The organism is Frigidibacter sp. MR17.14, assembly GCF_037095735.1.
Classification (GTDB): domain Bacteria; phylum Pseudomonadota; class Alphaproteobacteria; order Rhodobacterales; family Rhodobacteraceae; genus Frigidibacter.
The window spans coordinates 640,074-659,574 of sequence record NZ_JBAWKD010000001.1; the positions used below are offsets into that span (position 1 = coordinate 640,074).

17 protein-coding genes and 1 tRNA gene are annotated in these 19,501 nt (G+C 66.2%); 8 read left to right on the top strand and 10 right to left on the bottom strand.

All coding sequences use genetic code 11. From position 1 onward, the window contains the following. Both V8J36_RS03120 and V8J36_RS03125 read left to right on the top strand, forming a co-directional pair. Nucleotides 1-477, top strand: a complete 477-nt coding sequence (locus V8J36_RS03120) for a copper chaperone PCu(A)C (protein WP_336465780.1) — start codon at nucleotides 1-3, stop codon at nucleotides 475-477. A 2-nt stretch (nucleotides 478-479) separates the two neighbouring features. After that, entirely contained in the window at nucleotides 480-956 is a 477-nt protein-coding gene (locus V8J36_RS03125) for a GNAT family N-acetyltransferase (RefSeq protein ID WP_336465781.1), read from the top strand. 362 nt (nucleotides 957-1,318) lie between these two features. On the opposite strand, the gene V8J36_RS03130 is transcribed toward V8J36_RS03125, so the two are convergent. From V8J36_RS03130 to V8J36_RS03145, 4 genes are read right to left on the bottom strand one after another with little or no spacing between them, the layout of a single operon-like run. Next, nucleotides 1,319-2,665 carry a glutamate--cysteine ligase gene (locus V8J36_RS03130; RefSeq protein ID WP_336465782.1) on the bottom strand — a complete coding sequence of 449 codons (1,347 nt, stop codon included), beginning with the start codon at nucleotides 2,663-2,665 and terminating at the stop codon, nucleotides 1,319-1,321. A gap of 56 nt (nucleotides 2,666-2,721) precedes the next feature. Then, entirely contained in the window at nucleotides 2,722-3,252 is a 531-nt protein-coding gene (locus V8J36_RS03135) for a hypothetical protein (RefSeq protein WP_336465783.1), read from the bottom strand. Further along, on the bottom strand, nucleotides 3,249-4,103 hold the full coding sequence (locus V8J36_RS03140) for a GNAT family N-acetyltransferase (RefSeq protein ID WP_336465784.1): 855 nt from the start codon (nucleotides 4,101-4,103) through the stop codon (nucleotides 3,249-3,251). The genes V8J36_RS03135 and V8J36_RS03140 overlap by 4 nt, the downstream gene beginning before the upstream one ends. Then, a complete protein-coding gene (locus V8J36_RS03145) occupies nucleotides 4,103-4,828 on the bottom strand; it encodes a 16S rRNA (uracil(1498)-N(3))-methyltransferase (protein ID WP_336465785.1) in 726 nt (241 codons plus the stop codon). The genes V8J36_RS03140 and V8J36_RS03145 overlap by 1 nt, the downstream gene beginning before the upstream one ends. Nucleotides 4,829-4,840: 12 nt before the next feature. On the opposite strand from V8J36_RS03145, the gene ubiA reads away from it, so the two are divergent. From ubiA to V8J36_RS03160, 3 genes are all read left to right on the top strand, one after another. Beyond that, a complete protein-coding gene (gene ubiA / locus V8J36_RS03150) occupies nucleotides 4,841-5,830 on the top strand; it encodes a 4-hydroxybenzoate octaprenyltransferase (protein ID WP_336465786.1) in 990 nt (329 codons plus the stop codon). 59 nt (nucleotides 5,831-5,889) lie between these two features. After that, on the top strand, nucleotides 5,890-8,478 hold the full coding sequence (locus V8J36_RS03155) for an OmpA family protein (RefSeq protein WP_336465787.1): 2,589 nt from the start codon (nucleotides 5,890-5,892) through the stop codon (nucleotides 8,476-8,478). A 136-nt stretch (nucleotides 8,479-8,614) separates the two neighbouring features. After that, complete coding sequence (locus tag V8J36_RS03160) at nucleotides 8,615-8,941, top strand: hypothetical protein (RefSeq protein WP_336465788.1); 327 nt, start codon at nucleotides 8,615-8,617, stop codon at nucleotides 8,939-8,941. Between the two features lie 238 nt (nucleotides 8,942-9,179). On the opposite strand, the gene V8J36_RS03165 is transcribed toward V8J36_RS03160, so the two are convergent. The 3 genes from V8J36_RS03165 to pgsA are packed head-to-tail and all read right to left on the bottom strand — an operon-like array spanning nucleotide 9,180 to nucleotide 10,563. Continuing rightward, the gene (locus V8J36_RS03165; RefSeq protein WP_336465789.1) at nucleotides 9,180-9,677 is read right to left on the bottom strand and encodes a molybdenum cofactor biosynthesis protein MoaE; all 498 of its coding nucleotides are present in this window, start codon (nucleotides 9,675-9,677) and stop codon (nucleotides 9,180-9,182) included. A gap of 4 nt (nucleotides 9,678-9,681) precedes the next feature. Further along, nucleotides 9,682-9,933: a molybdopterin converting factor subunit 1 gene (moaD, locus tag V8J36_RS03170; RefSeq protein ID WP_336465790.1), complete on the bottom strand. Its 252-nt coding sequence runs from the start codon at nucleotides 9,931-9,933 to the stop codon at nucleotides 9,682-9,684. A 9-nt stretch (nucleotides 9,934-9,942) separates the two neighbouring features. Further along, on the bottom strand, nucleotides 9,943-10,563 hold the full coding sequence (gene pgsA, locus V8J36_RS03175) for a CDP-diacylglycerol--glycerol-3-phosphate 3-phosphatidyltransferase (RefSeq protein ID WP_336465791.1): 621 nt from the start codon (nucleotides 10,561-10,563) through the stop codon (nucleotides 9,943-9,945). A gap of 111 nt (nucleotides 10,564-10,674) precedes the next feature. Between pgsA and V8J36_RS03180 the strand changes: the two genes are divergently transcribed. Beyond that, nucleotides 10,675-10,751, top strand: a tRNA-Arg gene (locus V8J36_RS03180). Between the two features lie 173 nt (nucleotides 10,752-10,924). On the opposite strand, the gene V8J36_RS03185 is transcribed toward V8J36_RS03180, so the two are convergent. Beyond that, nucleotides 10,925-12,787 carry a TniQ family protein gene (locus V8J36_RS03185; RefSeq protein ID WP_336465792.1) on the bottom strand — a complete coding sequence of 621 codons (1,863 nt, stop codon included), beginning with the start codon at nucleotides 12,785-12,787 and terminating at the stop codon, nucleotides 10,925-10,927. Between the two features lie 555 nt (nucleotides 12,788-13,342). Between V8J36_RS03185 and V8J36_RS03190 the strand changes: the two genes are divergently transcribed. Then, on the top strand, nucleotides 13,343-14,359 hold the full coding sequence (locus V8J36_RS03190) for a hypothetical protein (RefSeq protein ID WP_336465793.1): 1,017 nt from the start codon (nucleotides 13,343-13,345) through the stop codon (nucleotides 14,357-14,359). Between the two features lie 234 nt (nucleotides 14,360-14,593). On the opposite strand, the gene V8J36_RS03195 is transcribed toward V8J36_RS03190, so the two are convergent. After that, nucleotides 14,594-16,954: an AAA family ATPase gene (locus V8J36_RS03195; protein ID WP_336465794.1), complete on the bottom strand. Its 2,361-nt coding sequence runs from the start codon at nucleotides 16,952-16,954 to the stop codon at nucleotides 14,594-14,596. A gap of 422 nt (nucleotides 16,955-17,376) precedes the next feature. After that, nucleotides 17,377-18,519 carry a class C beta-lactamase gene (ampC, locus tag V8J36_RS03200; protein ID WP_336465795.1) on the bottom strand — a complete coding sequence of 381 codons (1,143 nt, stop codon included), beginning with the start codon at nucleotides 18,517-18,519 and terminating at the stop codon, nucleotides 17,377-17,379. 92 nt (nucleotides 18,520-18,611) lie between these two features. Here ampC and V8J36_RS03205 point away from each other — a divergent pair, with 92 nt between their 5' ends. Continuing rightward, nucleotides 18,612-19,481: a LysR family transcriptional regulator gene (locus tag V8J36_RS03205; protein ID WP_336465796.1), complete on the top strand. Its 870-nt coding sequence runs from the start codon at nucleotides 18,612-18,614 to the stop codon at nucleotides 19,479-19,481. Nucleotides 19,482-19,501: the final 20 nt, after the last annotated feature.

Below are 19,501 nucleotides of genomic sequence, written 5' to 3' on the forward strand. Positions count from 1 at the left end.
ATGAAGACCCTCGCCCTTCTTGCCCTGCTGCTGCTTCCCGCCCCCCTCGCCGCGCACGAGATCACCGTGGGGTCGTTCGAGATCATCCACCCGATGATCCCGCTGCCGCCGAAGGGCGCGAAGTCCGCCGCGGGCTACATGGCCATCGCCAACGAGGGCGCCGAGGCCGACGTGCTGGTCGGGATCGAGACGCCGATCGCGAAGAAGGCCGAGGTCCACGCGACGCAGATGGACGGCACCATCGCGAAGATGGAGGCCGTGCCGCGGCTGGAGGTCCCGGCGGGCGAGACGGTGCTGCTGCAAACCGGCGAGATGCATGTGATGCTGATGGGCCTGACCGGGCCGCTGGCCGAGGGCGACATGATCCCCGCCACGCTGGTCTTCGAAAAGGCCGGCCGGGTCGCGATCGAATTCATGGTCGATCCCGCCGAGGGCGGCGGCATGGATCACATGGACCACATGACGCACGGCAACTGAGCATGGAGCCCCCGCGCCGCCTGACCGCCGGCGATGACATGGCCCCGGTGTTGGCGCTGATCCGCGCGGCCTTCTCCTATATGGACGGGCGGATAGACCCGCCATCATCGTTGCATCTGCTGACCGAGGCCACGCTCGCCGCAGAGGCCGCGCGGGCCGAGCTCTGGGTGATCGGCGACGCGCCGCTGGCCTGCGTGATCCTCACGCCGAAGCCCGGGCGGCTCTACATCGGCAAGCTCGCCGTGGCCGAGGCGGCGCGGGGCCGCGGGCTCGGCCGGGCGCTGGTCACGCTGGCCGAGGCGCGGGCGCGGGAGCTGTGTCTGCCGGCGCTGGAGCTGCAGACCCGGGTCGAACTGGTCGAGAACCACCGCACCTTCGCGGCGATGGGGTTCGAGCGCAGCGGTGCGACCAACCATCCGGGCCACGACCGGCCGACCTCGTTCACCTATCGCCGGGCGGTCGGTGCGGGCGGGACCTGACAGGCGCTTTGGCCGCCTCTTTCGCAGCCCGCCTTCCGCGAACCTCGGCCTCGCGCAGCCCCCCTCACGAGACAGGACGGCGGTCGCCGGACCTGTCGACAACGGCCTCGCCCCGCCAGCCGAGCCCGCAGGCAGGGTCGCGAACGCCCCGGTCCCGGGTCGGTGGGGATCTGCGGTTGAGGCGATGTGACCGCGCCCACGTCAGCGTCGGTCGGTAGCGCTGGCCGGTGGGGACGCGGGTTCCGTCCGGACCCGCGCAAGCGCGGAACGCGGGGGAGAGCACGCCCTCGCGGACGGGGCGTCCCTGCGGGCCGCGCACACCGCCCGAACGCAGGGGCGCGGCCCGCCCCTGCCCGGCGCGATCAGAGCGTCGTGGCCGCGTAGATCGGCGCGAGCGACCCGTTCCAGTCGCCGCGATACCGTGCAAGCCAGCGGTCGGCCGGGGTCTGGCCCGAGGCCGCGACCTCGCGGAAGATGTCGAGATGGCGCTCTTCGCCAAGGCCCCGGGCCTTCAGCCCCGCTTCGGCGATGTCGAGCACCCGTGCGGCCAGCGGCTGCAGCTGCACGCCGGAGGCCCCGCCCTGAATGCCCTCGACCGAGGCCGCGACGCGCAGGCCCTGCCGGGTCTCGTGGTCCCAGCCCTTCACCAGATCCCAGGCGGCGTCGAGCGCGCCCTGATCGTAGAGAAGTCCCACCCACAGCGCCGGCAGCGCGACGTTCTGTTCGAGCGAGCCGACATCGGCGCCGCGCATCTCGATGAACTTCTTCACCCGCGCCTCGGGGAAGACCGTGGTCATGTGGTCGGCCCAGTCCGAGAGCGTCGGCTTCTCGCCCGGCAGCGCCGGCAGCTCGCCCTTCAGGAAGTCGCGGAACGACTGGCCCAGCGCATTGATGTACTTGCCGTCGCGGTAGACGAAATACATCGGCACATCGAGCACCCAGTCCACATAGCGCTCATACCCCATGCCCTCTTCGAAGGCGAAGGGCAGCATGCCGGTGCGGGCGGCGTCGAGGTCGCGCCAGATCCGGCTGCGCCAGCTCTTGTGGTCGTTGGGCTTGCCCTCGAGGAAGGGCGAGTTCGCGCAGAGCGCCGTCGCCACCGGCTGCAGCGCCAGCGAGACGCGCAGCTTCTTCACCATGTCGGCTTCCGAGCCGAAGTCGAGGTTCACCTGCACCGTACAGGTGCGATACATCATCTGGGTGCCCAGCGTGCCGACGCGGCCCATGTAGTCGGTCATCAGCCGGTAGCGCCCCTTGGGCATCATCGGCATCTGCGCATGGGTCCATTCCGGCGCGGCGCCAAGGCCCATGAAGGCCACGCCCATGCCTTCGGTCACGGCGTGGACTTCGGCGAAATGGCTTTCCAGCTCGGCCCGGGTGCCGTTCAAGTCGACGAGCGGCGCGCCCGACAGCTCAAGCTGCCCGCCGGGTTCGAGGCTGACATTCGCGCCGTCCTTGGTCAGGCCGATGATCGCGTCCTGCTCGTAGATCGGCTCCCAGCCGAAACGGTGCTGGATCCCCTCGAGCACGGCACGGACCGAGGCCGGGCCGTCATAGGGCAGCGGGCTGTGGTCGGCGGTCAGGAAGCCGAACTTCTCGTGCTCGGTGCCGATGCGCCAGTCGGCCGCCGGCTTCTCGCCCTTGGCCATGTATTCGGCCAGCTGGCCGAAATGCTCGATCGGGCCGCCGCCGCTTTGTGGAATGGACATCGGTGGCCCTCGTTCGTCTTTTGCGTCGCCAGAGGTGGAGTGCCGGCGCGGGCAAGTCAAGGCTCGGTGAACGGTCTCGTTCGGATGGTGGAGGGCCGGCGCCACAGTGGCGGCGACAGCGTCGCTCCCTGCGGTGCGGCATGAAGCGCCGCGGCCAGCGCGGCCGGGTCGGCGCCGGGCAGGCTGGCCAGCGCGTCGTAAAGCCGTTCCGCCCCCTCGGCCAGCATCGGCACCAGCAGCGCCTGACCGTCGGATTGCCGCAGCCGCCAGAAGCGGCGCGGGCCAATATCCACGACGCGGATCTCGACCAGATCGGCCAGATCGACGAAGCCGCCGCCCTCGGGGCCGAAATAGCCGACGCGGCCCTCGTCGAGCTCGATCAGCCCCGGTGCCGCCCCGCCGGTGAAGCGCAGCCGGCGCAGGGCGGGCATCATCAGCGCGGCCCCGGCCAGCGCGGTGAGCCCCCCGAGGCCGAGGAAGACCGGCCCGCCGAGGCTGGCGATCCAGAGCCCCGCCAGCACCACGGCCCCTGCGGCGATCGGTTCGCGGTGGCGGCTGAGGGCTTCGCGGAGTTCGGGGCGGATCATGCGGCGATCCTGACCGGGCTTTCCAGCATCAGCAGGTGGTAGCCGCCGATGCGGGTGAAGCCGATCGCCTCGTAGGCGCGGGCGGCGGGCGGGTTCGCGGCGAAGAGGATCGCGGTGCGGGCGCCGATGCCGCGCGCCTCGGCCAGATGCGCGGCGACGGCGCGGCGGGCAAGGCCGCGACCGCGGCCCTGCGGCGGCGTCCAGACACCGCCGACCTGCACCATGTCGGGCAGGCAGGCGTTGAAACTGGTCATCGCGACCGGCCCCGCGCCCTCGTCCAGCACCCGCAGCCGGTCGGCGATGATCAAGGCGTCGAGCTGGGCCGCCGCCTCGGCCTCGGTCGGACGGCCGGGGGCGGCGCCCACCGCCTCGATCATGTAGGCGGCACGCCAGGCGTCGAGCAGCGGGCGGTCGGCAGGCCGGGGCGCGCGCAGGGTACCGGGACCCTCGGGCAGGATCAGCGCGTCGAGCGGCAGGCGATAGAGCGGCTCGGTCCGGTCGAGACTGGCGGGCGCGGCGTCGAGGCCCAGCGCCCGGCGCAGCAACGCGATCTGGACGACCTCGCCGTTCATGCCCTGCAGCTTCTCACCCGCCAGCGCCGCGGCGACTTGCGGGAAGTCGCCCGGCGCGAGGTCCGGCCACTGGATCATCGCGAGACCCGCGGTGTTCAGCGCGACGCAGCCGCGGATGCCCCCCGCGGCTTCGGCCAGCCAGAAGCGCGCGGCATGCCGTTCAGGCCCGCCGGTGGTTCCATGGGCGGCCAGCGACTGGCGCAGGAACATCGAGGTTTCCGGGTGGCGCGACAGGAAGGCCTCCAGCGCCGCCGCCTCGTCCGGCCGCGCCGGTCGCATCAGCGCCAGTCCCCGAGCGCCGCCTGCCACAGTGACAGCGCCGCCACCGCCGCCGTGTCGGCGCGCAGGATCCGCGGGCCCAGCGCCACCGGACGAACGAAGGGCAGGCCGCGCAGCTTCTCGCGCTCGGCGTCGGAAAAGCCGCCCTCGGGGCCGATCAGGATCGCCCAGGGGCCGGGCGTTTCGGCGGCCAGCGTCTCGACGGCACCGGCGAGCGATTCGTCGGCCCAGAGGATGCGCCGGGCCGGATCCCAGCCGGTCAGCAGCTTCGAGAGGTGATGCAGGTCGGTGACCTCGGGCACGAAGGTTCCGCCGCATTGTTCCGCGGCCTCGACGGCATGGGCCTGCAGCCGGTCCTGCCGGATCCGCTCGGCATTGGTGAAGTCGGTCTGCACGGGCAGGATGCGCGCGGCGCCCAGCTCTGCCGCCTTCTCGACGATGAAGTCGGTGCGCGCCTTCTTGATCGGCGCGAACATCAGCCACAGGTCCGGCGGCATCCGCTGCGGCGCGGTCTGTTCCTCGCAGGTCAGATCGCCCGCCTTCTTGCGCGCGCTGGTGACGCGCGCCCGCCATTCGCCGTCGCGACCGTTGAACAGCAGCACCGCCGCGCCCTCGGACTGGCGCATGACGCCGAAGAGGTAATGCGCCTGCGCCTCGGTCAGGGGAAGCGATTGCCCCTGCCCGAGCGGGTGGTCTACATGGAGCCTGATCTTCGCTTCTTTCATGTGAGGGACCCTATGACCCCGCCCGCCGAAACGCCAGAGACCGCCCGCCGCGGCATGGCCCGGATCGCGGGCGCCGTTGCGGATGCCGTCCGCGGCAACTGGGTCGACCACACCGCCCCGGCCTGGAGCCGCCCCTGGCTGCGGCTGAGCCGCGCCGACCGTCCGGCCGGCACATGGCTGCTGCTGATCCCCTGCTGGTGGGGCCTGCCGCTGGCGATGGCCGCGACCGAGCCGCGGCTGGCGGACCTGTGGTTCTATGTGGCGATGGCGATCGGCGCCTTCCTGATGCGCGGCGCGGGCTGCACCTGGAACGACATCACCGACCGCCATATCGACGGCTCGGTCGCGCGGACGCGGTCGCGGCCGATCCCCTCGGGGCAGGTCACCGCGAAGGGCGCGGCGGTCTGGATGGCGATCCAGGCGCTGGTGGCCTTCGGGATCCTCCTGACCTTCAACGGGCCGACGATCGCGCTGGGCGTGGCCTCGCTGCTGCCGGTCGCGGTCTATCCCTTCGCCAAGCGCTTCACCTGGTGGCCGCAGGTCTTCCTGGGCGTCGCCTTCAACTGGGGCGCGCTGGTGGGCTGGAGCGCGCATATGGGCGGGCTTGGCTGGCCCGCGGTGCTGCTGTGGCTGGCGGGGATCAGCTGGACGCTGTTCTACGACACGATCTACGCCCATCAGGACAAGGAGGACGACGCGCTGATCGGCGTGAAGTCCACCGCGCGGCTCTTCGCCGAGAAGACCCACCGCTGGCTGTCGCTGTTCATGGTGCTGACGGTGCTCTTGATGACCGCGGCGATCCTGGTGGCGCTGTTGCCGACGGCCGGGCCGGTGACGCTGGTGCTGGCGCTGATCGCGCCCTGGGCGATGGGCTGGCACATGGTCTGGCAGCTGACGCGGCTCGACATCGACGATCCCGAGCGCTGCCTCGCTCTCTTCCGTGTGAACCGCGACACGGGCCTGATCGCTGCGCTGTTTCTTGCCGCTGCCGCGCTGGTCTGATTGACTCGCCGCGCCCCGCTCGCCACGACAGGGGCCGATCCGGACAAGAAGGCCAGAACATGCGTTTCGACCCGAAGACCCTTGGCATCCACTGGGTGGGCGGCGCCGCCTTCGTCGCCGCTGCGGGTCTGTCCGTCGTCACCGCAAGCTGGGCCGCCGGCGCGATCGAGGATTTGTCCGCCGCGGCCGTGCGTTCCGCGCTGGCGGACGAGGGCTACACCTGGGCGCAGGTTCAGGCCGACGGCCTGAGCGTGATCCTGACCGGCGAGGCCCCGAGCGAGGCGATGCGCTTCCGCGCGCTGGGCGCCGCGGGCAGCGTGGTGGACGCGAGCCGGGTGGTCGATTCGATGTCGGTCCCCGACCCGGCCGCGGTCGCCGCGCCCGATTTCTCGGTCGAGATCCTGCGCAATGACGAGGGCGTCTCGCTGATCGGCCTGGTGCCAGTGGAATCGGGACGCGACGCGATCCTGGAACAGGTGCGCAAGCGCGCCGACGGCGCCTCGGTCACCGACATGCTGGAAGCCAGCGACCACCCCGCGCCGAAGGACTGGCAGGCGGCGGTCGATTTCGGGGTGCAGGCGCTGGGAATGCTGCCGCGCTCGAAACTGTCGATCTCGCCCGGCCATGTGCAGGTGACGGCGATCACCGACTCGATCGACGAGAAGCAGACGCTGGAACGGCGCCTGCAATCGGCCGCGCCGAAAGGGGTCGCGCTGACGCTCGACATCTCGGCGCCGCGCCCGGTGATCACGCCCTTCACGCTGCGCTTCATCATCGACGGCTCGGGCCCGCATTTCGATGCCTGCTCGGCCGACACGACCCGCGCCCGCGACCGCATCCTCGCCGCCGGCCGCGGGGCCGGCGCGCCCGAGGACAGCGACTGCACCATCGGCATGGGCACGCCCTCGCCCGCCTGGTCCGAGGCCGCCGGCAAGTCGATCAAGGCGCTGGCCGAGCTTGGCGCGGGATCGGTCACGCTGTCGGATGCCGATGTCTCGCTGATCGCGGCCGACAGCGTGGCACAGGCCGATTTCGACCGGGTGGCCGGAGAGCTGGACACTGCCCTGCCCGAGGTCTTCTCGCTGACCGCGGTGCTGACGCCGAAACCCGCGGCACAAAGCGGCGAGCAGGGCCCGCCGCAGGTCAGCGCCGCGCTGTCCGAGGATGGCAAGCTGCAGATCCGCGGCCGCCTGCCCGACGAGCTGACGCGCAATGCCGTCGAAAGCTATGCCCATGCGCATTTCGGCAGCGGCAACGTCTATGTCGCGACCCGGCTCGATGCCGGGGTGCCGGCGGGCTGGCCGGTGCGGGTTCTGGCCGGGCTCGAGGCGCTGGACAAGGTGCATGACGGGCGGATGCTGGTGCAGCCCGACCTCGTGCGGATCGAGGGGCGCACCGGCAGCCGCGAGACCTCGTCGCAGATCGCGCAGCTTCTGTCGCAGCGGCTGGGCGAGGGTCAGGAATTCGAGATCCGCGTGACCTATGACCGCAAGCTGGATGCCTCGCTGGCGCTGCCCTCGGCCCAGCAATGCGTCGAGCGGCTGGCGCAGGCGCAGGAGGCCGAGAAGATCAGCTTCGAGCCGGGCTCGGCACGGCTTGCCTCGGGCTCGCGCGAGGTGATGGACCGGCTCGGCGACATCCTGCGCCAGTGCGGCGACTACCAGTTCGAGGTCGCGGGCCATACCGACAGCCAGGGCGGCGACGCGATGAACCTCGCGCTCAGCGAGGACCGCGCCGAGGCGGTGGTCGAGGGGCTGATGACCCGCCGCGTGCTGACCGCGAACCTGCATCCAACCGGCTATGGCGAGACGAAGCCGATCGCCGACAACGGCAGCGAGGACGGGCGCGAGCAGAACCGCCGGATCGAGTTCACCCTGCTGACCGAGGCGCCCGCCGCGGCGACCACGGACGGTGACGCGGCGGCGGCGGCCGACGGTGATGCCGCGGGGGCCGCGGATGCCGATGCCGGCGTCACCGCGCAGGCGCCGGGCAACGACACCCGCCGCCCGCGGATGCGCCCCGGCGAGCGCGCCGGGGCCAGCGCCGAAGAGGTCGCACCCTCGGCAGAGGCCGAGGTGGCGGATGCGGTCGACGACGCCACCGGCGCGACGGATGAAGGGTCCGGCGACGAGATGAGCCCCGAGGATCAGGGGTCGGGGGACGAAACGTCCGGCGATTTCGGATCAGGGGACGAGATGGACCCCGAGGACGGGTCCGGCGACTTCGGATCGGGCGACGAACCAGGGTCCGGCGACGAGATGGGCCCTGAAGGAGGGGCCGACGGCGACGCGACGGAGCCGGCCACGACCGGTGAGGCCGCGGAGGGCGCAGCGGACGGCATGCCGGACAGCACCGCGCAGGATCCCGCGGCCACCGCTCAGGACGCCACCGCTCAGAATGACGCTGGCCAGCCGGCAGAGGCGCAACCCGCCGCCGCCGGCAGCACGCCGCTTGAGACCGCAGCGGCACAGCCCGAGGGCGTGGCCCCGGCCGGCAGCCCGCCCGCGCTGGTCACCGCCCCCGACGCGCAGGACACCGCCGCCACCGACGAGCCCGAGGTGGTGATCGAGGTGCAGACCCCCGGGCGCGACACGGTGAAACCGCCGGTCCGTCCCGCGGCGATCGAGGCCCGCGCCGCGCGCCGCTAGGCGGCGGGAGCGACGGGCGCGGCGTCGGGCACGGCGACGGGCGGGCATGGCGGGCGGGCATGGCAAGCGCGGGCGGCTCTGGTCCCGCGCGCGCTGGGGGGGCTATTCAGGGCGCAAGGCAGGCACGGGACAGGACATGAACAGAACCGAATTCATCGTCGCCACGGCGATCATCCTCTTTGTCGCCTTCGCGCTCGGCTGGTTCGCGTCCTGGATCCTGCACCGGCTGACCCGCGTCACGCAGGCGGACATGGGCGAGCTGGACAAGATGGCGCAGGCCCTGCACGAGGCCGAGCAGGGCCGCGATCAGGCGCTGAGCTGGTCGGAGACGCGCGAGCGCGAGCTGATGAGCCAGCTGAGCCAGACCGAGGCCGAGCTGCGCGCCGCGATGGAAGGCCTGCGCGACGCCCGGCAGGAGGCCGAGGAAATGCGCGCCCATATCGAGAAGCTGCGCCGCGACTGAGTGATGCGGCGCCTGGGGCCGCGCGGGCGGATCGGGCCTTCGGGCCTGATCGCGGCGAGGGCCCCCTGCCGTTCCCCCACAGAAAGACAGGGCCGTGCGCACCCGGCCCCTCAGGCGCGAGAGACCCGACGCGCGCCACGGGCAGGGGCGCATCGAACGGGTGTCGAAGCGGATGCGGCCCGGACAGGTTGCGGCGGATCGGGTGGCGGGCTCCAGCGAGCGCGACCCGGGGCGCGGCTCACCAGCGGTCCAGCGCCGCCTCGTCATCGTCCTTGGCCGCGACCCAGCCCGCGCCCTCTGCGCCATGTTCCTTCTTCCAGAACGGCGCGCGGGATTTCAGGTAGTCCATCAGGAACTCGGCCGCCTCGAAGGCCGCGACGCGGTGACGCGCGGCGGTGGCGACCATCATGATCGCCTCGCCGGGCAGCAGGGTGCCGTGACGGTGGATGACCAGCGCATCGGCAAGCTGCCAGCGGTCCGTCGCCTGCGCGACGATCGCCGCGATCGCCTTTTCGGTCATGCCGGGATAGTGCTCGATCTCCATCCGGGTCAGGGTGCCGCTGTCGTCGCGCACCACGCCCAGGAAGCTGACCACCGCGCCCACGTCGCGCCGCCCGATGCCGAAGCCCGTCACCTCTGCCCCATGGTCGAAGGGCTCTGCCTGGACGCGAACGCGAGCGTCCGGGTCGCGAGGGGCCGCGGTCGGCAGATCTGCGGTGGGCGGCTTCGCGGCCATGAGATCAGCCCCCGGTCATCGGCGGGAAGAAGGCGACCTCTCGCACGCCGGCCAGCGGGGCCGAGAAGTCGGACAGCTCCTGGTCGAGCGCCACCCGCAGGGTGGTGAGGTCCGAGAAGGCCAGGGCGTAGCGCTCCTCGCGGCCGCGCAGTTCCTCGACCAGCTCGGCGACGGTGCCGGCCCCGCTCTCCACCCGCTCGCGCGGCAGCCCGATGCGTTCGCGCACCCAGGCGAAGTAGAGGATGTCGAGGGCCATGCGGCCTCCTTACTTGGGGTCCTTCAGGAACGGCAGGGCCTTGCGGAAGTAGTCCCAGCCGGTGACGAACGTAAGGGCCGCGGCGACCCAGATCAACGCCAGCCCGAGAACGGTCGCCACCGCCGCCGCCCCGCCCGCAAGGCGCACGACGCCGCCGGCCTCGGGCCCGCGGCCATGTTCGACGAAGTCGAGCCCGGTGCCGAGGAACAGCACCCCGATCGCCACCATCTGCGCGGTGGTCTTCCACTTGGCGAGCTTGGTGACCTGCAGGCGGTTCGAATCGGGTCCGAGGAACTCGCGCAGGCCCGAGACGAAGACCTCGCGGAACAGGATCACCGTCGCGGGCAGGATCAGCCAGGGGTTCATGCCGGAATAGCCGGTGATGACCACAAGCGCGATGGTGACCATCGCCTTGTCGGCGATCGGGTCGAGCATGGCGCCGAAGCGGCTCTGCTGGTTCCAGAGCCGGGCGAGATAGCCGTCGAACCAGTCGGTGATCGAGGCGCCGATGAACAGCGACAGCGCCGCCCAGTCGGCCCAGGGCCGGTGGAAATAGAGGAACATCACCGGGACGCCAGGCGCCGCGATAAGTCGCAACACGGTCAGGAGGTTCGGGATGTTCCACTTCATGGGGCGATGCGTAGCGCATTCCCGCGCGCGAGGGAAGCAGCCGCCGGTGCCCGCGGCACCGCGCCGCCCCGCGCTTGCGCGAGGGCGGGATTTCTGGTCAACAGTCGCTGCGGCCCCGTGGCTCAACTGGATAGAGCAGCCCCCTCCTAAGGGGCAGGTTACAGGTTCAAGTCCTGTCGGGGTCACCATCCACACCGCTTCTGCAGAGAAGGCATATGAGTGCACGTTTCGGCACTTTTTATGCACACCCCTGTCAAGAATAATTTCACGCAAGCACCGGCGCTCGCCCGTAAAGGACTGTTTTCGAGGACAACAAATCACTTCAATCGCGACGGCCTGCGTCTGCAGTCGCTATCTGGCGTTACTCGACGCGACGAACCGCACCGCGCTCAGCCAAGATCTTTTCAAAGACGGGACGCGGGTAGACGCCGTCCAGCACCACGCCGCCGATGCTGGCCGGCTCTACATTGGCTGCCGCCACCCATGCCCGTGAAGAGAGTGTCTCGATGCCGAACTCCGTTGCCACCATGCCGAACGTCAGGAATCGCTGTCGGAACGCGGCAAGGCTCTCGGGAGCGACCTGCCACTGGCTCCGCTGAGTTCGGGGGTTCAGAACCATGCTCACCTCGAGCACACCCGTCTCGACGAGGCGCATCACGCGTGCGGCATCACGCCAGCCAATCTCTCGTCCGAACGCGGAAAGCGACGCACCCTCAAGATGCGCTGGTCTGTCCGAGGCCTTCCTGTCTTCGGCTTCGACGTGCCTGCGAAGCTCTGCCAGTTCGACGCGGAAGCTCGAGTATCTGCCCTCACCGTCGGCCCAGGTGACACGAACGTGTCCGTCGAGCACGGCCGCGATGACGCGCCCCACGGAAATGCCCGCTCGCGTTTGCGCACGATGGATAGGCACCCAAGTCTCCCCTGCCGCAGACGCCGGCGACACCAGGCGCCCGCTCAGCTTCGCAAGGAACCGCTCCGCATCCGCTGGATGCCAGCGGATGCGAGAGTTCTCGACAAAGGTCCGGGGAACGAGGACGCCGTCGCATTCCAGTGCCCTCATCTCGACCGCGGTAGCTCCGAGCGCGTTTCTCATCGCCTTGTCGTCGACGAGTTGCGCGATGTCGGCGAGCAACCTCGCGTAGCGCGGCGCATCGAAGGTGGCCCGCGCGTCCGGCCGCGGGTCTTCCGCGCTCAGTGCCCCGCCCTCGACGAGAAGCGGGCGAAGCCTGTTCTCGCTAACACCTGACGCCGCTGCTGCAGTCACGACGGAATGCAACCGGCGTTCGGCGAGCGGCCGCCCAAGCACCAGCTCACCGGCGCCGATCGGGGAGATTTCAAACATCGCCTCGCGCACGAGGTCGCGGAAGACGTCGACTTCCGCATGGTCGCGCCAGTGGACATCGAGATACGAGAACAGCCGGACGAATCTCCTCTTGATCGGGTCGCCGACCTCTTTCCACGCGGTCGCTGTCTCCAGAAACAGCCGCCTGACCGCCTCGCGCCCCTTCGCAGCAACGTCGTAGCCTGCGGCGCATGTGAGATGCCTGCGCTTGATGGGATCTTCCCATGCGGTGGTCGGCGCTACGAGACCGTCACCCAACGCGTCGCAGAAACGGGCGACCCAAGAGGTCCCGATCGGTGCGAGCCAGCCTTCGTCTGCTCTCCCTTCGAGCCGTGCGTCGATCCAGAGGTCGAAGGCTGAAAGTTCGACCTCTTCACCATCGAGCCCACCCGTCAGTATTTCCGGGAGGCGTTCGGCAAGGCGGGCCTGCATGTCCAGGCGCCGACTCCGCTCCTGTTCCTCCCAGAGCGGCACGAGCAGCCGCGCGTGGCGATTGCAGGCAGACACTTCGAGAAGTTGCCAGTGCCCACGCATTGCCATCGCGGTCAGCGGCGCGAACGGTCGCGCGTTCGCATCCTCGCGCAAGCAGGCTGGACAGCCGCGGACCACGGGGCTGCGCAGCGACCTCGAGATGACGCTTTCACCTCGAAACATCGTCCTTACGCCGGCGTCGAAGACCCCTGTCCATGACAGAACTTCATTGCAGGAAGTGTCCGAAAGCCGCGCCCAACTCTTGAGTTCCTCGATCGCCCGCGGCTCGCCATTGAGGAGCCGCTTGTAGGAACCTGCAAGATCCTGCGCGAAGGCCTGCGTTTCGACATTCTTCTCCGCTGCGAGGCGAGACAGGAAGGATGGCAGAGTTTCACGGTCGGCGGGCATCATGGCAGGCGAGGTCCTTTTCCCCCTTATGGGCGATGGGGTTAGGACTTTACAGGACGTTTCCACCCCGCTTGACCTCCCATCAAGTCCTAGGGTGCGGCATCTAGCCTGCAACGTCGATTGTGCGCATGGAGCGGACGCATGCCCTCTGGCAAGCCCGCCCTCTGCACTTAGTAGTTTCGGCCCAAACCTGACGTTCGAAGCTGAGACTGTCGCCGCGCTGCGGCGCAGCCGAACCGGTCATTTAGGAGACGCGCAGCATTTGCACGATTGGATGGCTATTGCGCGGTCCTTCCGGACCTTCGCTGCACGCGCTCGATTTCTGCTACCTGCCCTTGGTGAGGCGCCCGTAGGAGGTCAAACAGCGGCCATGCGCTGCGTCGGAGATATCTGTAGGGATCGGCGCTACATCATAGGTTTTAGGGCCAACTTGATCTCCCTCGACTTGAAGAACTTGACAGGAACGCGACTGTATGACCAGCAGTTGGAAGCATGCGTTGACTACACCTTCGGATTCCAGAAGAACTGGGCTCCTGGAAGCTACCCAAAGGATGTTCTGTGAGTGGCGATGAAAAAGTAGGTTTAATGGAGGCTCGCGCGGCTCTTCAGGCGGAATGTTTGAGAGTTTTTCCTGTTGTTCGGAAGCAAGTAGACGCACACCGCAACACATTTATTTGGCAAATGGACAAGGGGTTAGAAAGCAGCGTATTCGGCACTCCGGTTGACCAGGCTCACAATGCAAATTTAACCACCGATCAAGTTAGGCGGATTGCCCGAGAGAATGGCAAGATATACAGCCAAGCGTGCATGGCAATCACACCAAAAGTCCTGGCTCTCTCCTCAAGCATTGAGAGCCTTTCTTATGGCACGCTTTCGCTTCATGAAGAGCTCAACTGCTTTCGCTCTATCGTTGAGAGACTTGCAGTCCTGGAAGCATCTCTTAGAAAGATTGCGCACAAGACCAGCCTACCGGAAATAAAATCATTTGGTGACTTGCTTGAGGTGCGAGAGTCTATATGGCCGTTAATTGGAACAAGGTTCAGCTGGTCGGATCTTCAGGTCGTCGACTTTCCGGAAATGCCCTCTAAGACAGATTACCTTCATGATGCCGCCGAAACTCGGGTGGATCTTTCAGCGAGAAATATCCTCAATCAGATCGATAGACTTCAGAAAGAGGAAAGTTACAAGGGGATACGTCCATTCTACAATTTCTGCTGCGAGTTTGTTCACCCAAATATCGGTGACAACTTGGCGACCACCAGGAAAAAACGCATAGTAAGAACGCAGGGCGGTCAACTTGCCTACATGACGGAATACAATGCAAACCCATTGGTAGCATCAAGCGACGACAGCGACTTCTTCATTCTGTTCTCAAAGGCTTACGCCTTCGGAACAATGCTGGCACGAGAGGCTGAAAGGGTAACGCTGCAATATGGGATTCTATTGAACAAGATAGAACGCGTTAACCAAAAATGCGCACACAAGGTGGTGAAAAGACAAAAAGTTTGCTTCTCGAGGGATGACTTTTGCCCGTGTGGCTCAGGGAAAAGCATACGCGTATGTGCGTTCCGATGAGAATGATACTGAGAAAACAAGCCCAGAATTGGATGTGCCATGCAGGAAGGGCGGGCTGCCTTACTTAGACCTTGCGCCCCATTCACCGGGCCATGTTGGCAAACTTCGCGTTGCTGACCGGAACGCGGCAAGACGCCTGGTGTCGAGAGCAGCCCTTCGCGAACGTTCATGCCATATGCAGCAGACAACCGCTTCCGATCCAGGGTGGCATGTTGTGTTATTCTGGCGGTTTACTTATTTACAAGTTGCGCACATCTTCTTGTAGTGGTCTTTGCCAACTTCCTTGATGAAGTTAATGCCTGCTTCGGCCGCACGGATTGCTTCTTCCAGCGTGAGGTCTGGAAGGGTGCCAAGGCCGTCGATTTTACCGTGTGATTCAATTTGCACCAGCCGCTCAAGGGCACGAACATCGAGCTTGTCCTTCACGGTATTGTGGTGGTCCCCGAGCGCGCCCGCAAAATTCGGCTGCCCAGGCGAACAGAAGGTTGCGAACATCTCCAACAGCTTACGCGTCGCGTTAGGAAGTAAGAATACATAGTCTGTTGTCTTGTTTTGAGCCGCGTCCTGAACCATACGGAAAAGGTAGTGATACTCGCTATCATAGGACACCAACAGCGGATGCATGTTGGTGAGACAAGTCACCCGTTCATCTCCATCCCCAGAGTTTCGACAATCGAGAGACAAGAGCGCGGTCACTGTCCTCGTATCATCCCGCTTTTGAAGGTTTTGGAACTCTCGCTTCACCATATTCATGAAGCTCGTGTTGTGCGTGAGGACAATGACCTGAGCGCACTTCTTGGTCATGCGCGTCATTAGGCTGTAGGCATAGGTTCGAGCGGCGGTATCGAGGCTCGAAATCGGGTCGTCAATGACCAGCACAAGGTCTTCGACCTTGCGCCCCTCAGCGGCCAGTTGCGTCAGGAAGTAGCAAAAAGAAACCGCTGTCCGTTCTCCTTCACTGAGCTCCGTTGCAGGTTTCCCGCTCGGCCGAAGGATGCTGTAGCCACCGGCTTCGGCAACAAGACGAAGCTCTTTGTGCCCCAGGTAGGCCCAAATAAGTTCATTCATCTTGTCCGCGCCAACACCGTGGTCTTGTAGGTCGCTTCGAAGTTCTAACTGTCGGTCGACCAGACCCTTCTCGTCCGTTTGCGCTGTCACAAGCTCCGTTTCTGCATCCTGCACAGCCTTTTGAAGGCTGCCCCAATCACCTTGGTTGGTCGCCAAAACATGTGCTTCGATTTTCGTGAAGGCCTCCTTTTGCATTGCGGCAAAACTCGTGAAGGCTTCGTTGTGTTTATTCACAGCAGAAGTCAGGGCGGTCTCTATTTTCCCATACTCTGCGAGCCACCTTTCAAGGCCGAAATCGGCCAGCTCCGCGGTGGCCTCGACTTCTTTTATCGGGTTTGCTGCCTTTACCTCGAGACCCTTGAGAAGCTCCCCGACACACACGCCAAGCTGCTTGATAGCGGTTTCGAAAAGCATTCGGTTCTGGGCGAATGCTTCCCGTTCTTCGGCGGTAACCTCAGATTCCTTGGGGACAGACCGGTAGAGCTCCCTAAGAGCTTGCTGGTGTTCATGCCCGTGCTTCACGGCGTCTTCCAGAGCGCGGAGCGCCTCAGTCCACGATCTGTCGAACATGACCCGAAGCTGTGCTCGGCGCTCTTCAGAGAATGAGTTTCCGCAAAGCAAGCAGTCGGCCACACTATGTTCGTCGTGATAATGGAGCCCGTCCTCGATCCAGCGAAGAGCATCCGAGTGGCCTTCGAACTCCTTTGAAGCGATGCCGGACACGCTCTGAGTCAGCAGGGCTTGACCAACCTTGAACCAACCAATCAGACCGGCCGGAAGGCTTGCGGAGAACGAAAGTGTCGGCAGGGGTTCCCGCTGAGCAAGTATTCCTTGGTTCTTCTTGAGGTCTGCTTCGGACAGCTTCTTCTCTGCGCCGAAGGATGCTTTCGAGTAATGTCCTTGAATCTTTCGAGCGTCGTAGGACTGCGTGTAGGTGCTCGATGAAGCGACTTCTCGGACGCTGCGAGCCACTCGCGTTTTGAAGTCCGACAAGTCCTTATCAGCCTTGGCCTTTGCTTTCTCTTTGGTGTCGGTCTGTTGCTTTGCTGAAGATAATTTAGGAGCTATCTCGTCAAATTCTTTTCGAGCATCGACCTTCTTTTCACTCAGATACGCAATCCCCTTTGTGCTGCTGGCATCCCACTCAAAGTTTCTGGACACGAAGTCTGTATTGAAAACCAGCAAGTTATTCCCGAAGGGTTTAGATGTCAGATCCTGCGTGACAGTAGTGCCGTTTGAAGATTCTATTTTGAAATTAGTTTCTGCGGGCAATCGCTCCTCAAGGCTTCCTCGCTCAATCGAAGAAAACACTCGCGAAAGAGTTGTTTTTCCCGACCCATTGAACCCATAAATTAAGGTGCGAGGCATGATTTTAATATCTTCAGGGGCGGAAAAATCTTTCCACACTCCTGCGTTCTTCAGTTCGGCAACTCTGTTAATGATCAAGTCGATATGCTCTACTCGAAAGGACTTGTGGCGATGAGCGGCTGTCAGGCTAAATATGCAGCCGCCTTTGCCATGGTGCAACTGAAAGCTTCAGATCGCTCCCGTATGGTCGTTAAGCACCGTGTTTTGGGATGCTTGGTTAGGGTAGACGGCTCAGCCCCCTCCAACTAAACCCACCAGGTCAGTTCTGGGCGGAGCCGCCATTGGCGTCAGCCGCAGCGAATGACGGCTTGCTGCCCTTGTCGGCTGCGCCCGGCGCGTCGCTGCGGAAAAACGCAACCGCCAACTCAGCGCTGGCATCGTCCTCCGCGCCGATCTTGGTGCCACTCGCTTCATGGCCGCGGCAGCCACGCCGCGGCGGGCTCAAGCCCTTATGCCATCTGAGGCAAGCATTCTGTGAAGAGCACTCTCCCGCGGGTGCGCGCTGGTCGATGAGGCCCGCTCCGGCTCCGATGACATCGGCGCGGGCGCATCACCCGCGTCGCCATCGCTCTCGCGTCGACCTAGTCGGCCGTCAGTCGCGAAATCAGTTCGAGGGTGGCGCGCACGCGGGCTTCGTTCGGAAAGTTGCGATTGGCCAGCACGACCACGCCCAAGTCCTCGCTCGGCACCATGGCGACATAGGCCCCGAAGCCGTTCGTGGATCCGGTCTTGTTCAGGAACACCTCTCCACCCGCGGGCTGATCGGAAGCCTCCATCGGCTGCGGCTTCAGGATGAAATCATAGCCGTTCCCCGCAACCAGGCGCTCGGGATCGGCAGGCCAAGGATAGGCTTCCCAGATCATGCCTTGGGTGAAAAGCCGCGTCTGGAACTGCGGCTCTTGCGTCCGCGACACGGCCTTTGCGACATCGGGGGCGACCGGGGCTTCCCCGTGCTCGACATCGAGCAGCGTCAGCATGTCACGCGCCGTCGACTTCACGCCATAGGCCTCGTCGTCGAGCACGCCCGGCGTGACCCGGATCGGCGCATCGGTCTTGCGATCATAGCCGTAGGCGTAGCGCTCGATCGCTGCGGGCGGAACCTCGACCCAGCTGTCCTTCAGGCCGAGCGCCGGAAAAAGAACCCGTTCTGCCGCATCAGCGTAGCTCATGCCCATGGCCCCGGCGGTGACATGGCCCAGAAGACCGATGCTGATATTGGAGTAGCTGCGCGCCCCGGGCTCGGGCGGCGTCCATGTCTGCAGCCAGTCGACGAGCTGATCGACAGTCTTCGCATCGTCCGGCACCTGAAGCGGCAGACCGCCCGAATGATGCGTCGCCAGATCCAGCAGGCTCATCTCGCCTGCAGGCACACCCTGCAGACGGGGCAGCCAGGTCGAGACGGGGGCGCCGAGCGAGAGTTCTCCGCGGTCCTCCGCCAGTGCCGCGAGCGTCACGTTGAAGATCTTGCTGATCGATCCGAGCTCGAAGATCGTGTCCGGCGTGACCGGACGGGCGTCTTCGCGCGACGCGAGGCCTGTCGCGTAGAAGCGGTGCTCGCCACCTTGAGTAACGCCGACGACCAGCCCGGGGATGTCGTGGTCCGCGATGGCCTGGCCGAAGGCTGCCGCCGCATCGGCTTCGAACCGATCCTGGGCGTCCTCGGCGAACGCAGGCGAGACTGGGGCTGCGAGCAATGGGATCAAGAAAGGAAGTGCGCGGGTCATGTCTGGTCCTTCGTGGCGTTTGGCTGTGACCTATCCGGTGGTGCCGGCACAGGGCAGACGACAAAGGATTGGACTTCGCATAAGCTCAGCTCATGCCTGATCGCCCCGACATCCCGCTGAATGCGCTCCGCACGTTCGAGGTCGCGGCCCGTCAGGGCAGCTTCACCCGCGCCGCGATCGAGCTGCGCGTGACCCAGGCCGCGGTCAGTCACCAGATCGCGCGGCTCGAGGGCCTCCTGGGCCTCGCGCTCTTCCACCGCACTCCGGCCGGTCTCGTGCTCACCGATGCCGGGCAGTCGCTGTTCCCGGTGCTGGAGCGCGGGCTGGACGACATCGCACGGATGATCGAGCGCATCTCGGGCGGGCAGCCGACCGAGGTGGTGAACCTCGGCACCGTGACGACCTTCGCCACCGGCTGGCTCATCCCGCGGCTCGAGACCTTCGAGCGGGCGCATCCGGGCGTCACGGTCCGGCTTTCGACCAACAACAACCGGGTGGAGATCGCACGCGAAGGGCTCGATGCCGCCATCCGCTTCGGCTCCGGACACTGGCCGGGTCTCGAAGCCCATCACATCATGGACGCGCCGATGGCGCCGCTCTGCGCGCCGGGGCTCGAGCTGCGCCGCCCGGGCGACCTGCGCCGGCACCGGCTGCTGCGCAGCTACCGGGCCGAGGAATGGCCGGCCTGGTTCCGCGCCGCGGGCGAGAGCTGTCCGCCGCTCGCCGGTCCGGTGCTGGACAGCTCGAACGGTCTCGCGGAACTGGCAGCAGAGGGGTTCGGCATCGCGCTGCTGCCGCTGCCGATGTTCGACCGCCAGATCCGCGCGGGGAGGTTGAGACGTCCGTTCGAGCCGGTGGTCACGCTGGGAAGCTACTGGCTGACCGTGCCGAAGGATCGCCGAATGACGGAGCCGACCTGCCGGCTACTGGACTGGATGCGGGAGACGGATCTCGCAAACTAGCCGCAGCGCCTGCCCCTGCC

Excerpts from the sequence above, each read along its gene's own strand:
- V8J36_RS03185 (WP_336465792.1), bottom strand. The coding sequence starts at position 12,787 with ATGATGCCCGCCGACCGTGAAACTCTGCCATCCTTCCTGTCTCGCCTC.
- V8J36_RS03130 (WP_336465782.1), bottom strand. The coding sequence starts at position 2,665 with ATGTCCATTCCACAAAGCGGCGGCGGCCCGATCGAGCATTTCGGCCAG.
- V8J36_RS03155 (WP_336465787.1), top strand. The coding sequence starts at position 5,890 with ATGCGTTTCGACCCGAAGACCCTTGGCATCCACTGGGTGGGCGGCGCC.
- V8J36_RS03205 (WP_336465796.1), top strand. The coding sequence starts at position 18,612 with ATGCCTGATCGCCCCGACATCCCGCTGAATGCGCTCCGCACGTTCGAG.
- V8J36_RS03145 (WP_336465785.1), bottom strand. The coding sequence starts at position 4,828 with ATGAAAGAAGCGAAGATCAGGCTCCATGTAGACCACCCGCTCGGGCAG.
- ubiA (WP_336465786.1), top strand. The coding sequence starts at position 4,841 with ATGACCCCGCCCGCCGAAACGCCAGAGACCGCCCGCCGCGGCATGGCC.
- V8J36_RS03120 (WP_336465780.1), top strand. The coding sequence starts at position 1 with ATGAAGACCCTCGCCCTTCTTGCCCTGCTGCTGCTTCCCGCCCCCCTC.
- V8J36_RS03125 (WP_336465781.1), top strand. The coding sequence starts at position 480 with ATGGAGCCCCCGCGCCGCCTGACCGCCGGCGATGACATGGCCCCGGTG.
- moaD (WP_336465790.1), bottom strand. The coding sequence starts at position 9,933 with ATGGCCCTCGACATCCTCTACTTCGCCTGGGTGCGCGAACGCATCGGG.
- ampC (WP_336465795.1), bottom strand. The coding sequence starts at position 18,519 with ATGACCCGCGCACTTCCTTTCTTGATCCCATTGCTCGCAGCCCCAGTC.
- V8J36_RS03135 (WP_336465783.1), bottom strand. The coding sequence starts at position 3,252 with ATGATCCGCCCCGAACTCCGCGAAGCCCTCAGCCGCCACCGCGAACCG.
- V8J36_RS03165 (WP_336465789.1), bottom strand. The coding sequence starts at position 9,677 with ATGGCCGCGAAGCCGCCCACCGCAGATCTGCCGACCGCGGCCCCTCGC.
- V8J36_RS03140 (WP_336465784.1), bottom strand. The coding sequence starts at position 4,103 with ATGCGACCGGCGCGGCCGGACGAGGCGGCGGCGCTGGAGGCCTTCCTG.
- V8J36_RS03160 (WP_336465788.1), top strand. The coding sequence starts at position 8,615 with ATGAACAGAACCGAATTCATCGTCGCCACGGCGATCATCCTCTTTGTC.
- pgsA (WP_336465791.1), bottom strand. The coding sequence starts at position 10,563 with ATGAAGTGGAACATCCCGAACCTCCTGACCGTGTTGCGACTTATCGCG.